This is a genomic window from Rhizorhabdus sp. P4_G6, assembly GCF_056401045.1.
In genome coordinates this window covers 15,123-28,643 of record NZ_JBFUKC010000027.1, presented here as the reverse complement: position 1 = coordinate 28,643, position 13,521 = coordinate 15,123, and the positions used below count along the sequence as shown (strand labels likewise).

General features: G+C 60.6%; 12 protein-coding genes. 7 read left to right on the top strand and 5 right to left on the bottom strand.

Annotation, left to right across the window (positions count from 1 at the left end; translation table 11 throughout):
• The 3 genes from AC1DPF_RS17605 to AC1DPF_RS17595 form a co-directional block, all read left to right on the top strand.
• Positions 1-694: isocitrate/isopropylmalate dehydrogenase family protein (locus AC1DPF_RS17605; RefSeq protein ID WP_477962643.1), on the top strand; the 694-nt coding region annotated here is incomplete at its 5' end.
• A 36-nt stretch (positions 695-730) separates the two neighbouring features.
• Positions 731-1,054, top strand: a complete 324-nt coding sequence (locus tag AC1DPF_RS17600) for an EthD domain-containing protein (RefSeq protein ID WP_477962641.1) — start codon at positions 731-733, stop codon at positions 1,052-1,054.
• Positions 1,055-1,141: 87 nt separating this feature from the next.
• The gene (locus AC1DPF_RS17595) at positions 1,142-2,335 is read left to right on the top strand and encodes an acyl-CoA dehydrogenase family protein (RefSeq protein ID WP_477962639.1); all 1,194 of its coding nucleotides are present in this window, start codon (positions 1,142-1,144) and stop codon (positions 2,333-2,335) included.
• Positions 2,336-2,424: 89 nt separating this feature from the next.
• Here the strand turns inward: AC1DPF_RS17595 and AC1DPF_RS17590 are convergent, their stop codons facing one another.
• A complete protein-coding gene (locus AC1DPF_RS17590; protein ID WP_477870473.1) occupies positions 2,425-4,164 on the bottom strand; it encodes an N-acyl-D-amino-acid deacylase family protein in 1,740 nt (579 codons plus the stop codon).
• Between the two features lie 116 nt (positions 4,165-4,280).
• Between AC1DPF_RS17590 and AC1DPF_RS17585 the strand changes: the two genes are divergently transcribed.
• Both AC1DPF_RS17585 and AC1DPF_RS17580 read left to right on the top strand, forming a co-directional pair.
• Positions 4,281-4,922, top strand: coding sequence for a TetR/AcrR family transcriptional regulator (locus AC1DPF_RS17585; protein WP_477962637.1), 642 nt, complete (start codon positions 4,281-4,283; stop codon positions 4,920-4,922).
• A 43-nt stretch (positions 4,923-4,965) separates the two neighbouring features.
• Entirely contained in the window at positions 4,966-5,838 is an 873-nt protein-coding gene (locus AC1DPF_RS17580; protein WP_477962635.1) for a VOC family protein, read from the top strand.
• Between the two features lie 114 nt (positions 5,839-5,952).
• Here AC1DPF_RS17580 and AC1DPF_RS17575 read toward each other — a convergent pair whose 3' ends face one another.
• Positions 5,953-6,819, bottom strand: a complete 867-nt coding sequence (locus AC1DPF_RS17575; RefSeq protein ID WP_477962633.1) for an SDR family oxidoreductase — start codon at positions 6,817-6,819, stop codon at positions 5,953-5,955.
• Between the two features lie 279 nt (positions 6,820-7,098).
• Positions 7,099-7,587: a nuclear transport factor 2 family protein gene (locus AC1DPF_RS17570; protein ID WP_477870467.1), complete on the bottom strand. Its 489-nt coding sequence runs from the start codon at positions 7,585-7,587 to the stop codon at positions 7,099-7,101.
• A gap of 144 nt (positions 7,588-7,731) precedes the next feature.
• Here AC1DPF_RS17570 and AC1DPF_RS17565 point away from each other — a divergent pair, with 144 nt between their 5' ends.
• A complete protein-coding gene (locus tag AC1DPF_RS17565) occupies positions 7,732-8,232 on the top strand; it encodes a nuclear transport factor 2 family protein (protein WP_477962631.1) in 501 nt (166 codons plus the stop codon).
• Between the two features lie 588 nt (positions 8,233-8,820).
• Here AC1DPF_RS17565 and AC1DPF_RS17560 read toward each other — a convergent pair.
• The gene (locus AC1DPF_RS17560; RefSeq protein WP_477962629.1) at positions 8,821-10,524 is read right to left on the bottom strand and encodes an N-acyl-D-amino-acid deacylase family protein; all 1,704 of its coding nucleotides are present in this window, start codon (positions 10,522-10,524) and stop codon (positions 8,821-8,823) included.
• A 534-nt stretch (positions 10,525-11,058) separates the two neighbouring features.
• Between AC1DPF_RS17560 and AC1DPF_RS17555 the strand changes: the two genes are divergently transcribed.
• Complete coding sequence (locus AC1DPF_RS17555) at positions 11,059-12,309, top strand: cytochrome P450 (protein ID WP_477870463.1); 1,251 nt, start codon at positions 11,059-11,061, stop codon at positions 12,307-12,309.
• Positions 12,310-12,602: 293 nt separating this feature from the next.
• Here the strand turns inward: AC1DPF_RS17555 and AC1DPF_RS17550 are convergent, their stop codons facing one another.
• Positions 12,603-13,430, bottom strand: a complete 828-nt coding sequence (locus AC1DPF_RS17550) for an SDR family NAD(P)-dependent oxidoreductase (protein WP_477870462.1) — start codon at positions 13,428-13,430, stop codon at positions 12,603-12,605.
• Positions 13,431-13,521: the final 91 nt, after the last annotated feature.

Here is a 13,521-nt window from a genome sequence, read left to right as displayed (position 1 = left end):
CTTCTGGGTGGTGCGGGAGAACACCGAGGGCGAATATTCGCGCCTTGGCGGACGTAGCGGCAGCGGCGAGAATGAATCGGTCATCCAGACGGCGCTATTCACGCGGCGCGGTACGGATCGCATCCTGCGCTATGCGTTCGAGCTCGCTCGGAAACTCGGCCGGCCGCACGTCTCGTCGGCGACGAAGTCGAACGGCCTGTTCTACTCGATGCCGTTCTGGGACGAATGCTTCGATGCCATGGCGACGCAGTATCCGGATGTTCGCACCGACAGCCATCACATCGACATCATGGCAGCCCGCTTCGTGATGAAGCCCGAACAGTTCGACGTCGTTGTCGGCTCCAACCTGTTCGGCGACATCCTGTCCGACCTCGGGCCGGGCTGCACCGGAACCATCGCGGTCGCACCTTCGGCCAACCTCAACCCCGAACGGCGTCACCCTTCGATGTTCGAGCCCGTCCATGGTTCGGCACCGGACATCGCCGGGCGCGGTATCGCCAATCCGATCGGCCAGATCTGGGCCGGCGCAATGATGCTCGATCATCTGGGTGAAGGCGAGGCTGGCGCAGCCATCCTCAAGGCCGTGGGCGATGCACTTGTCGCCGGGCAGTGTCTCACGCCGGATCTCGGCGGAAGCGGGTCGACCACGGCGATGGGCAAGGCGATTGCGGAGGCGATCCCAGCCCGGGGATGACGCGGCATTCGCAGCGCGTCCTGGAGGAGGACTGGAATGACGGTAAAGCTGGTTGCATTTCTGAAAAAGCGAAGCGATCTCCCGCGGGCCGAATTCGTAGCATGGTACGAAGCCAATCATGTGCCGCTGATCCGGGAAGTGACACCCGGTCTTGTCGATTACCGCCGCAATTTCTTGCCCGAGACGATTGCAGACGTCGATGTGATCACCGAACTGACCTACGCCAGTCAGGCAGCGTTCGACCACGCCATGAGCCTGGCTTCCCATCCGTCGGTTTCCGATCGGATCAATGCGGACCAGAGCTATTTGTTCGACCCGGCGGGCATAAGAATTGTGGTGGTCGACGAACGCACCGCCTAGGCCTCGCGCTCGTCCGATTGAGGTATGCCGCCGCCATCGCAGGGGCATAGTCACTAACCAAGAGTATGGATTGAAGGGAAAACTGCAATGTCATCCGCAACAGTGAATGTGATGGCTTCGAGCGAAATCCCCACAACGAAAGAACTTGTCGCCCGCACACGCGAGTTGATCCCGCTTATGCGCGAACGCGCGCCGACCGACGAGGTCAACCGGCGCGTCGATCCCGATACCGTGCGGCGGATGAACGAAGCAGGCCTTTTCCGGGTGCTTCAACCCAAGCGCTGGGGCGGCTACGAGCTTGGCCAGCGGGCCTTCGCCGAAGTGCAAATGGCCCTTGCCGAAGGCGACATGTCGGTCGCCTGGATCTATGGCGTGATCGGCCTGCACAACCTGCACATGGGCCTTCTCGACGATCGAGCCTCTCAGGACGTGTGGGGCAAGGATACCTCGATTCTGATTGCCTCGCCCTACATGCCGGGCGGCATCGCCAAGACCGTGGACGGCGGCTTCGAGATGTCCGGACGCTGGTCTTACTCCAGTGGTTGCGACCATTGCGACTGGACGTTCCTCGGCGGGTTCGTGGACGGCGATCCGGCCGACTACCGCGCCTTCCTGCTCCCGCGTTCAGACGCGAAGATCGTCGATACATGGCATACCACCGGTCTTGCCGCGACGGGGAGCCAGGATATCGTCGTAGAGAACGCGTTCATTCCCGATTATCGCTCGCACAAGCTCAGCGACGGCCATTACGGCACCAGCCCTGGCATCAAGTGGAACGACGGCCCGCTGTTCCGCATGCCGTTCATGCTCGTCTTCATGCGCGGCATCACGTCGGGCCAGATCGGTGCGCTGCGGCACATGACCGAACTTTTCAAGGAATATGCCAAGGGCAAGCTCTTCATGGGCAGCAAAGTCTCAAAGGATCCGGATGCCCAGTTGGCCGTTGCCGCCGCCGAGGCCGGCATCGACGAGATGAGGAAGTCCATGTTCGCCAACTTTGAAATCATGAGCGAATATGCCGAGCGTGGTGAAATGCCGCCGATCGAGATGCGCCATATGATGCGCTTCCAGAGCGCGAGCGTTGCCGAACGCTGCGTCAAGCTGGCCGAGGGCATGCTGACCTGCGCGGGCGGCGGCGGCGTCTACGATCGTTCGAACCTCGGCCGCATCTACCGCAACATGTTGACTGGTCGCCAGCATGCTGCTGCTCAGTTCCGCAATTACGGCCGCATCTACGGCGATCTGCTTATGGGCGGTGAAGTCAACGACATCCTGCTCTGACATCGACGCTGCACGCTGCAGCATCAACAGCCCGGCGATCCCAAGTGAGGATCGCCGGGCTGTTCGTTCCAAGCCTGCCGTCGTGGCGCTCAGGCGTCGGCGATTTCCAGATCGGCGACCTTCACGGACTGCTGCGCACCGCGGACCAGCCGCCCCGGCAAGGCACCCGTGGCAGCTCCGCTGCGATAGGTGACGACGCCGCTCACGATCGTGGCAACATATCCTTCCGAAATCTGGGCAAGTCGCTTGCCCCCCGCCGGAAGGCTCCGCTCGATCACAGGTCGATGCAGCACAATCCGATCCGGGTCGATCAGGTTGAGGTCAGCCTTGTATCCTGCTGCAATGCGGCCCCTATCAAACAGGCCCACCGAAGCCGCCGGCTGGCTGGTCAATGACTTGATGATCGTTGCGAGATCGAGACCTTCCTTCCCCAGGCGATTAGCCAGAAGATAGGAGGGATAGGCACCATCGCATATCATCGCGTAGTGGGCGCCACCATCACCCAAGGCAACGACCATGCCGTCCTCGCCGATCAGCTCGGCTGTCTTGGCGATGGTTTCGTTCGCCTCGGTGCCATATGCGCAGATGATCGCGCGGCCATCATCCTCCAGCAAGGCGTCGTAGATCACATCGCGAAGGTCGCGCCCGGTTCGCGCCGCCTCGGCCTGCAGGCTATCCTCCGAAGCAAAATCATAATCTGCCGGCTGCTGCACACGATAGAGATGCAGGGGCATGGTTACGAGCCCGACGAAGGAGGGATTGGGATCGTCGGGCTGCTCGGAAAGCAGACGCTCCCGGAACGCGGGATCGCGCATGATCGCCACCTTCTCCTCGAGAGGCAGATCGGCGATAGGGCGATAGCTGGGATGGAGACAAAAGGGGTGGAAACTAAGGTCCAGGCCGAACAGCACGCCCATCGACCGCGGCAGGAACTGGCCATGGACTTTCAATCCCCGTTCGCGAGCGCCGCGGATGAAATCGATGTATTTCTGCCAATTGCCAGGCTTCATCGGCGTGTTGATCAGGCTGAAGTTAAGCGGACTCCCCGATTCTGCGAGAATTGCATCGAATAGGTCGATCTCGCTTTCAGCCTCGCCATCGATGTCGGGGATCATCTGGAACACGCCCTTCCCCGCGTCCTTCAATGCGGCGGCGAGAGCCAGGAACTCCTGCCTTTCCGACTTCACGCTGGGCGCCAGCTTGCCCGACCGGAAGCGATGGAACAGGTTGCGCGAAGTCGACACCCCAAGCGCGCCTGCGTTGATCGCCTCGGTCACCAGCTTGCGCATTTGCTCGAGGTCCGCGTCGGTCGGCGGCTCAAGGTCCGTCCCACGCTGGCCCATCACGAAGACGCGGAGCGGCGAATGTGGGATCTGGGCCGCGAAGTCTACGTCGCTTTCGCGCGACGCGATAGCATCAAGATAATCGGGGAAAGTGGTCCAATTGAATGGTACGCCCTTCGCCATGACGACTTCGGGAATGTCCTCGACTCCTTCCATCAGTCGTATCATCAGGTCTTCGTCACCGTCGCGGCACGGCGCAAAGCCAACGCCGCAATTGCCCATGACGACCGTGGTGACACCGTGGTTCGATGACGGAACCATGCGATTTTCCCAGGTTATCTGCCCATCATAATGTGTGTGGACGTCGACGAAGCCCGGGGTCACGCTCAGTCCTGTCGCATCGATCTCCTCGTCGGCGGTGCCTTCGACAGTGCCGAGTGCAACAATGATACCATCGCGAATTCCGATGTCGGCACGGAACGGTGGCCTGCCGGTGCCATCGACGATGGTTCCTCCACGAACCGCGAGTTGATAAGTGGTTGCCACTGCCATTCTCCCAAACCATGTCTCACACAAAGGTGGATCATGTTAAATAGTGCCTGCTATCTTACACTGAGCCTGCGGCACCTTGCAAGCGAAAGTCGCTCAAGCGGACCATGGGCATGACAAGTGCCCCCCGCGCCCGACGCAGTTCAACCGAGATCAGGGACCTGATCACCGTCGCCGCGCGCACCGAATTCGCACTTTCCGGCATCGGCGGCGCCACTACTCGCGCCATCGCGAAAAAGGCGGGCGTGGCCGAGCACCTGATCTTCGGCAACTTCGGTTCAAAGGCAAACCTGTTCGAGGAGGCCGTCATCCAGCCCTTCACGAAGGACTTCTCGGCATTTCTGCAGAGCCTCGACACGGACGAGGCCGGCCTCGACGGTCGAAACCAGGTCGTGGTTTACAAGCTCTATCGCTTTCTGAAGAACAACGCATCGTTTCTCCACGCGCTGGTGAAATCGAGCGGCGAAGCCGAGGGTGGTCTTGCACATGCTCTGGACGAATATTTCGCGCTGTCCGAAAGGCGTCTGCGCCTGTTCCATAAGGATCCAAGATCCGGCGCGGACGTGGAGCCGCGGCTTTTCGTGCGTTACGCGTTCGGCATGGTCGCTTCGGCGGTCCTGCTCGACGCATGGTTTTTCCCCGACGGTCCAGTAGATGACGAGACAGCGGCGTCAGCGCTCGCAAGGATCGCCTTGAAGGCGATGCAGCCGATCGATGTCTCTTCGGACGATTACCCGCCGCGTCGCGACAAATAGGGTCCTCGACGGTGTCGATAGCGACGCGAGCGAGGAGTGGATCGTGAACATTGCTGAACTTGGGTATCTTCTGGTCGGCGCGCCGGATGTCGAGGCGTGGCGGCACTATGCCGAGCGCGTCCTCGGCACGATGACTTCGGACGGGGATAACGGGATTCTCTATCTCAAGATCGATCCACGCGCCTTCCGGATCGCCGTTCTTCCCGGCCACGCCAATGGCTTGCTCGCGAGCGGATGGCTGGTGAACACGCCCGCCGAATTTGCAGCGGCAAGGCAGGAACTGCTCGACGTGGGGGTTGACGTGGCCGATGGCGACGAAGGCGGTGCGCGCCTGCGCCATGTGCAGGCTTATTTCACTTTCCGCGATCCGGAAGGGCACACCCATGAGGTGGCATGGGGCCCGATCTCGGATTTCAAGCCATTCACGTCCCCGATCGGCGTCTCCAGCTTCATAACCGAGGGGATGGGTGTAGGCCATGTGGTGCTCACTGCCACCAACGATTTCAAGGCGGAGGCCGAGTTCTGGCTGAAGCACGGCTTCGGTCTGTCCGATATTCTCAATGTGCCTACCCCTGCCGGCAACGCGCAGGTCCATTTCTTCCACTGTCGCAACCCGCGCCAGCACAGCCTCGCGCTGGGCGAGTTGCCCATTCCGGGAGGCTGCATTCATATCATGCTCGAGGTTGCGACGCTGGATGACGTCGGCCGCTGCCTCGATCGGGTCGAAGAGCATGGCGTGAAGCTGGCGGCCACGCTGGGCCGTCATGTAAACGACAACATGACATCGTTCTACATGCTGACCCCCGGTGGATTCGCGCTGGAATACGGCACCGGCGGTAAGAAGATGAACTGGGAAGAGAACGTGGTGTTCGAGACCACCCGCGGCAGCGACTGGGGTCACAGATTCCTGTCCTGAAGCGCCATTTCCGGCTGCGGAGATACTGCCGGCACGGGCCATCACGGGCCCGTGCCGCGGCGCAATCACCGGGGCACGGGTAGCTTCCGGTCCCGCCCTCCCCCAAAAAGCGCCTCAAACCTCGAGATATTCCGCTACCTGCTGCTCCGACAAGGTCCACAGACGCTGCGCCGAAGCCTCATCAAGCGCCGCCGACGAAGGTTCAACGCGCGCCCGTTCACAGAAATAGCCGCCTGACGGGTTTCCTCGGCGATCGTCGAGCGCAAGCCAGATCACCGTGTCAGCGCCCTGCTGCGAGGTAAGCGCGTGGCCCTCCTCCTCAGCCTTGGCATAGTAGCTCCTGACATGCTCACCGCCCTTGTTCGCGAAGTCCGACGCCACAAGTCCTGGATGGACGGCACTGGCGACAAGGCCAGATTCCGCGCTCCGCCTGGCCAGCTCCCGCGTGAACAGCACATTGGCCAGCTTGCTCTGGCAATAGGCCGTAAGGGGGGAAAATGAGTCCTGGCCCTGCAGATCTTCCCAGACCATGTCCGGAATCATGGTGTGGCCGATCGATGAAAGCGTGATCACCTGCGCACCGGCCCTTTCGCTCAAACGCGGCAGCAGTTGCTGCGTCATCAGGAATGGCGCGAGATGGTTGACCTGCCAGGTCATCTCGAAGCCGTCGCCGCTCATCAGCCGGCGGTCGAGCTGGTTTCCAGCATTGTTGACCAACACGTCTATCCGATCGGTAAGCTCAAGGATCCTCCGCGAAGCCCCTGCGACCTGCCGCAGTGAAGCGAAGTCTGCGTTGACCCAATCCATGCGGGCTTCGGGCACCAGCGAAAGGATTCGCGCGCTGCTGCCCGCGATCCGCTCGTCATTTCGGCCAAGCGCGATCACGCGCATACCTGCGCCCGCAAGTGCCAAAGCAGTCTCGAAACCTACGCCAGAGGTCGCTCCGGTAACGATGGCGACCATTTCCTTATGGTTGGTCATATGTGATCCTCCTGTGACAATGATGGCTGGGTGCCTCGACATCGCATTCGACTACCAAACAGCGAAACCGTGCAGTTTCATCGTCCATCCAGACATGCATCTGCGGCGTTTACCTGGGAGGACCGGCGCAGGGATGATGCACGATAGGCCGGTCAAAGCCAGCCAGCCCGACTGCCCGCGAATTAGCATGCAGAGGCTTCACGTCGCCGGAGCCGATGACCTGGAGCAGGAAAGCGACGGTCTCCTGCGAGCGTGAGGTCGTGCGCCACCCCCTCTATATCATTCGATCTCGACGTGCAGGCGCGTGAACCGAAGGTGGCTGATCCGCCAGCACCCGTCCTGCTCGCGCCGATAGGTTTCGTGATAATGCCCGAAACCGTGCAAGCGGCGCACCTGCGCACCCTTCGGGAAGATCAGAGTATCCTCCATGGGCCAGATTCCCTTGGCCTCGTCATCGGAGACGAAAGTGATTTCGGGCATGTGCCCGTGGTGTACCGTGGCGATGCCGAAGAGCGATCCCTCCATGGTCGAGACGATGGTGTCGCGCTTTGCGATGACAAGGGTTTCGGGATCGGCATTGACGCCCGAGGCCTTCAATTCGTCGCTCGCGCCGCGCATGTCCATGACGGCATCGGCGGTGAACACGTCACGCAGGGCGCTCCATTCGCGCAGGTCCATGTGGCGGAAGTAACGGGCCTTCAGTTCGCGGATGGCCCGCGCATCTTCCAGGCGGCGCATTCGTGAATCGAGGTCAGGCCTTGAAGACATCGGGTTCGATCCTTGTGGCTGAAAATGCATTGAGCCTCGTGCGTCACATCCACGCTTCGCGCACGCCTGCCGTCGTCTTTACGGACGATGGCGCTGCCCTGCACCGCCAATAGCCTCCATAGTTTGGAAGTGCAGGAAAAACTCATGACGATTTCCACCATCGATGCCCTGGCCCGACGCCTTGACGAGGCGGAAGCGATGGAAGCCGTGTCCATTCTCAAGGCGCGCTACTTCCGGCTTATGGACGAGAAGCGCTGGGATGAATGGGAAGATCTCTTCGCCGAAGACGCGGTCATGGACATGCGGGGCGAGGCCGCGGCGATGCAGCAGCTGGGCATGGATGTCGGCAATGCCGACACCTGGCTCCTCACATCGCGCGCAGCCATACGGGGCGCAGTCGAAATGGCCCTGGACGGGGTCGTGACCGTCCACCATGGGCATATGCCTGAAATGAAGATCGGATCACCACGCGAAATCACGGCCGTCTGGGCCATGACCGATGTGATCCGCTATCCAGTCGGGCGCCCGATCGGGGGTTTCACCGGCTACGGTCATTATCACGATACCTACGCGCTAGTCGGCGAAAGCTGGAAGATAAAGAACATAGTGCTCAGGAGGATTGCGGTCACGCCCGTACACCGATGAGAATATCCGGATAGAACAACCGCGCGTCACGCGGCGCCTCGCCGCGATTTCCCGGGGAAATCGAGCAGACAAGGCTCATGGGGGCAGCCGCGCTGCCGAGGCAATGGCGGGCTATGTCTGCGCCGTCTACATCAGCGTTTTCCGCGCGCCCGTGTCGTTCGGTGCGATCGGGCCCCACATGCCATTCGAGACGTTCGAAGGGGCGGCGTTGCGTCGGCGGGCGTACTGGCCATGACGGCGATCTTCGGTATGGAGGGCAAGATCGTGCGGCAACGCCGCCACAGTTGCCGAAAAGCGCGAGAAAGAAGGCCCGGGTTTGCTCCCGGGCCTTTGCGTTTTCGAGCCATGGAGGGAGTTGCTGCGGGATCTTCTTCGGCAGGAGGGCACCAGGATCGGTCGGTAGCACGTCGCCACACTGATGATGAAGATGGCGACCGAACAGATTTACCACAGCCCGAGCCCGTCAAAACCGGCACTCGGGCACAAGATTCACCCCTATTTGCTACGCGAACTGGCGATCATGCGGCTCAACCGAGCCCGGCAACTGACACCACGTACAATCTCGTGACCCAGCCCCAGGCATCAGATTCAGGCCGAGATGCGGTCGTCCGCGGTAAGGAACCGCGCCGGCAGCACGCCGGTCAATTCACCGTTCTCCTGGGCGAGCACGCCGTTGATGAAGGTATAGCGGAAGCCGCCTGCGGGACGCCGGAAGCGTGGCAGTCCGCCTGGAATGTCATTGACCTTTTTCTCGGGATCCCAGTGTAGCTTTGCCAAATCGAACACTGCGATATCGGCGAATGCGCCAACCCTGATCTCACCGCGGTCCTTTATTCCGATGAGGTCGGCCTGGTCTTTGGTCAACTTCTTGACGGCATTTTCCAGCGTGAGGTCACCGCGATCCCGGACATGCCGCGTCAACACCAGAGTCGCATCGCCGGCACCATCGAAGCTGCTGATGTGCGCACCAGCGTCACTGCCACTGATGAGGCTCACCTGTGATCCGAGCAACTCACCCACTTTGGCAGCGTCGGTATTCGTGAAAGGATATACGAACTCCGCCTTGAGATCATTGTCGAGGACCCAGTCGGCCAGCTGATCGGAAGGGTGGCCCGGACGAAGGTCGAGCACATAGTCGAACGTCAGTGCCAGATATTTTTCGTACTCCGGCTTGCCCACCTCCGTAATCCGAAAAAGACGCTCCAGGCCTCCGCTCGGAAAGCCTTCCTTGACCGCATCCCAGTCGGCGCGCGCTTGCGCGCGCCATTCCGGATCCGCCAGGCGGCGCTTTTTTTCCTCATCGGGCACGTCGGACTGCACAAGATTGTTCCACGCCGGAACGTAGATGAAATTGAAACACTGACGGAAATTGATACCCAACTCGATCGATCGCGGCGACGCCAAATAGTAGAAATTTCCACCCTTGGCCTGGATATCCTTGCCTACTTCGACCAGTTTCGGTCCGTAGCTGGGAATGTCGGGCCGATCATAGATGCCGTTCGAAATGACGGGCACTCCCCCATGGCGTGCAGAGTAGTCGCCCATCTCACGCAGGTCCTTCTCCTGCTGGTCGATATCACCAACATCCGGGATGATCTGCACAATGCCGCGACCCTTTGCGCTCTCCTCGAACAACGCTTCGAATTCGGCCGCATCACTGTAAAAGCTCGGAACCAGATCGCCGGCGGGGCTGCGATCGAAGCGCGACGTCGAGACACCGAAAGCCCCCGCTTTCATAGCCTCGGCATAGGCAAGTGCGATGCGAGAGGTCTCCTCGGGGGCGGACGAACGCTTCCAGGCTTCGTCGCCGATCTCGTAAATCCGCAACAGCGAGTGGCTGACCAGCGAGGCGATGTTCACCCCCCAGTCGCGTTTCTGCATTTCGCGCGCATATTCCGGGTAGGTTTCCCAAGTCCAAGGGACTTCCGCCTGGAAAACATCGCGCGGCAGATCCTCAATATAGCTGAACAGAACGACGAGATCGCTCACACGATCCTTGCGAACGGGAGCGAGGCTCAACCCGCAGTTGCCGATCAGGATCGTCGTCACGCCATGCTGCACGATAGGGTCGCAGGACGGATCCCAGAACAGCGAAGCGTCATAGTGGGTGTGCGTGTCGATGAATCCCGGCGTGACGTAGCATCCGGTCGCGTCGTAGACCGTGTCGGCTCCGGGTTCGAGATCAGGCCCGACTTCTACAATGCGTCCGTCCGCGATCCGCACATCGGCCGGATAAGCCGGAGACCCGGTTCCATCGACAACGAGACCGCCCTTGATAACTGCGCTTTCCATTTGCTCTTGCGGCACGGAGATTCTCCAAACACTTCAAACTCGAAAATCGGATGATCTCTCATCTCGCAGAAACCGGACACCGCAATCGTCCCATTGGACTAACCATCCGAAGCGCCGGCTCCGTTCAGCGGAGGAGCCATTTAGGGTTGAATGGAAGGTCGGCGACCATCACCCTAGACTCGTGTCCACACCCAAAAGCTTGCGCCCGCGATCATGCCGATAAATGCCCAGTTGTGTCGAACTCTGGGGCTCCGCATCGTTGCCGCCCCACCAATAGCTTTCGACATAGCCAAGCCGTGTTCCATTTGGAGGGTTCCGCACCAAACCCCGTCCTCTCGCCGCCTGGTTTGCGATTGGCGACCACGCTTCCGGTATGCGTGCCGCCATCCATGCCTCGTCCGACCGGACGTGTGAGTCGAAGCCGACCGCATATACCCACGTTTGCCGATCGGCATTCAAGCACACCGCCGCCGGCACCGTCGCGAATGGCGGCACTCCGTAATTCTTGCTCGCCCCTCTCGAGAAAGTTGCAACATGACGGACAGCTCTGCAGACCTGACGCCAGAAGCTGCCCGATTGGCCGCTCGGCAAATTTACGATGACCAGTCGTCCGTGGCGGAGCCGTTCCAGATATTCCGCTGGTTGCAGCAAAATGATCCGGCCACCGACATCGGAGGCGTGGTGATGCTGACACGCTTCGAGGACATCGTCGGAGGCTACCGTGACCGGCGGTTGAGCCGCGCGGAAGGTGCTCGCCTCGAATCCGGAGCACATGACGCCGCCGGATCGGTTGATGAGGAGGTCGAGATTGCCCGCCAGGCTTGGGTAAACATGCTGATTAATCTCGATGAGCCGGCACACCGCCGCGTTAGGCAGATCCTTGAAGTGGCATTCAAACCGACGCGCGTTGCCGCCTGGCAGCCCCGGGTGCAAGCAATTGCCGATGAGCTTGTCGCTTCTGTCAGCGGCTTGGAGATGTTTGATTTTCGGCAACAGATTGCCTTCCCATTGCCCGAGAGGATAATCTGCGAGCTTATGGGCGTACCCTTCGAGGATCACTCGCTGTGGAGCGCCTGGAGCGACGTTGTGGTCCGCAACACCAACCGCACCGATCTTTCCGCTGATGAATCCGCCGAGGTACTCGCCGCTCATCGCAATTTTTATACCTATTTCAAAGAGCTGGTCGACAAAGCTAAACGCAATCCGGGCGAGGATCTCGTCTCTGTCCTCGCGCGCGCCGAATGTGAAGGCGAGCAACTCAGCGAACTCGAGATGCTCGGCTCCTTGCAGATGCTGATCGAGGCAGGTCACGAGACGACCGCGAACCTTGTGTGCAATGGCATGCACGCGCTTCTGACGCATCCCGACCAGTACGATCTCCTCCGGGCCAATCCGGAACTCGTTCCTTCTGCCGTCGAGGAGATGTTGCGCTTCTGCAGTCCGGCAGCTCGCTCACTGACCCGCGTCGCAACCGAGGATGTTCACATTGCAGGAGCCGTCATTCCCAAGGGCTGCCCGGTCATGATGCAATTGAATGCGGCGAACCGCGATGCCTCCGTGTTCGCAAATCCGGATGCCTTCGATATAACTCGCTCTGAAAATCGGCACGTTGCATTCGCCGCGGGCCCGCACTTCTGCCTGGGCAATCAGTTGGCGCGACAGGAAGCGCAGGCTATTTTCCGCGGAGTAGCCACCAAGCTGCCGAGGCTGGTGCTGGCCCGGGATCCTTTGGTCCGCAAGTCGAATGTCAGTTGCCTCAACGAACTCATGGTTCGCCCATCATAATCAGATCTCGCCTGACTTGGCACGAGGCGGTCCACACTCCGTCGGCAGAGGGCCCGGCCGGTTCACTGAATAGCGTAATCTACGCTGGCTGTCCCTCGCACTCCAAACGCAAGTTAATAGCTCTCGGAAGGCTCGGGCGCGTTGAAGAGCTTGCGCAAACGGCGGCATTCTTCCCCTCCCCCGCGGCTGAATTCCAATTACCGGCAATACCCGACAGCTGGCGAAGGCGATTGGCTGTGGGAGCTGGCAGCGGGATGCGGACTTGGTCTCCGTCTCATCTCCCAGGGACGCGTTCAGCCGGCGGTGCCCATCAATTCAGACATGTCGGCGCTGTAAGTCTGGTGCTGCAGCAGCCCGCCGTCCGCAGGTATCACAGCTCCCTGAATGAACGCGGCTTCGTCGGAGGCAAGGAAAAGCGCGAGCCAGCCGATATGATCAGGATCGCCCAGATAAGGGGTCAGAGTCTGCTTCTCGAAAATGCGCAACGCTTCAGGTGGTACATCGCGCTTCGCCTTAGAAGACAATACCAGGCCAGGGAGGATAGCATTACAGCGAATGTTCCTCTTGCCGTACTGGGTGGCAATGTACTTGGTCAGCGTGTTGATCGCGGCCTTCGAAGATCCATAGGCGATACGGGTCGTATCTCCCGCCATTGCCGACCCAGATGAAACATTGACAATGGCCCCCCCGCCGCGGGCCAGCATATGAGGCAGGGCCAATTGCGATGCCAGGAAAGTCCCCCGCGCGTTCACGGCGAATGTTCGTTCCCAGGTCGCGATCGAGGTATCCTGCAGGGTCGTATCGTCCGGAAGCACCGCCACCGCATTATTGATCAGGATGTCAAGCACGCCGAATAGCTCGATGCATCGGTCGATCATCGCACGGATCGACAACTCGTCACCCTGATCGAGGATGCACCAGTGGGCAATGCCTCCATCGGCTCGGATGGAGTCAACCAAGCGTTCCGCGTCGGCGGCCGTTCTTGTTCCCACAAGGACAGAAGCGCCTTCGCGCGCGAGTAGCCGGGCTGTCGCCCCTCCGATATTAAGCCCGCGCTCGTTCAGACCGGCACCGGTGACGATAGCGACCTTGTTCGCTACTCTTCCCGTCCTGTTCATCATACTCTCCCGCAGTGTGCAAGCAGCACTCTAGCCGGCCTCAACCGACGCACATCGTCCGTTCGGGAAAATAGCCGCATTGAGTTCGCACAGG

What these genes read in the sequence shown, in the direction of transcription:
- AC1DPF_RS17585 (WP_477962637.1), top strand. Translation starts at nt 4,281, where the DNA reads ATGACAAGTGCCCCCCGCGCCCGACGCAGTTCAACCGAGATCAGGGAC.
- AC1DPF_RS17570 (WP_477870467.1), bottom strand. Translation starts at nt 7,587, where the DNA reads ATGTCTTCAAGGCCTGACCTCGATTCACGAATGCGCCGCCTGGAAGAT.
- AC1DPF_RS17600 (WP_477962641.1), top strand. Translation starts at nt 731, where the DNA reads ATGACGGTAAAGCTGGTTGCATTTCTGAAAAAGCGAAGCGATCTCCCG.
- AC1DPF_RS17560 (WP_477962629.1), bottom strand. Translation starts at nt 10,524, where the DNA reads ATGGAAAGCGCAGTTATCAAGGGCGGTCTCGTTGTCGATGGAACCGGG.
- AC1DPF_RS17555 (WP_477870463.1), top strand. Translation starts at nt 11,059, where the DNA reads ATGACGGACAGCTCTGCAGACCTGACGCCAGAAGCTGCCCGATTGGCC.
- AC1DPF_RS17595 (WP_477962639.1), top strand. Translation starts at nt 1,142, where the DNA reads ATGTCATCCGCAACAGTGAATGTGATGGCTTCGAGCGAAATCCCCACA.
- AC1DPF_RS17550 (WP_477870462.1), bottom strand. Translation starts at nt 13,430, where the DNA reads ATGATGAACAGGACGGGAAGAGTAGCGAACAAGGTCGCTATCGTCACC.
- AC1DPF_RS17575 (WP_477962633.1), bottom strand. Translation starts at nt 6,819, where the DNA reads ATGACCAACCATAAGGAAATGGTCGCCATCGTTACCGGAGCGACCTCT.
- AC1DPF_RS17565 (WP_477962631.1), top strand. Translation starts at nt 7,732, where the DNA reads ATGACGATTTCCACCATCGATGCCCTGGCCCGACGCCTTGACGAGGCG.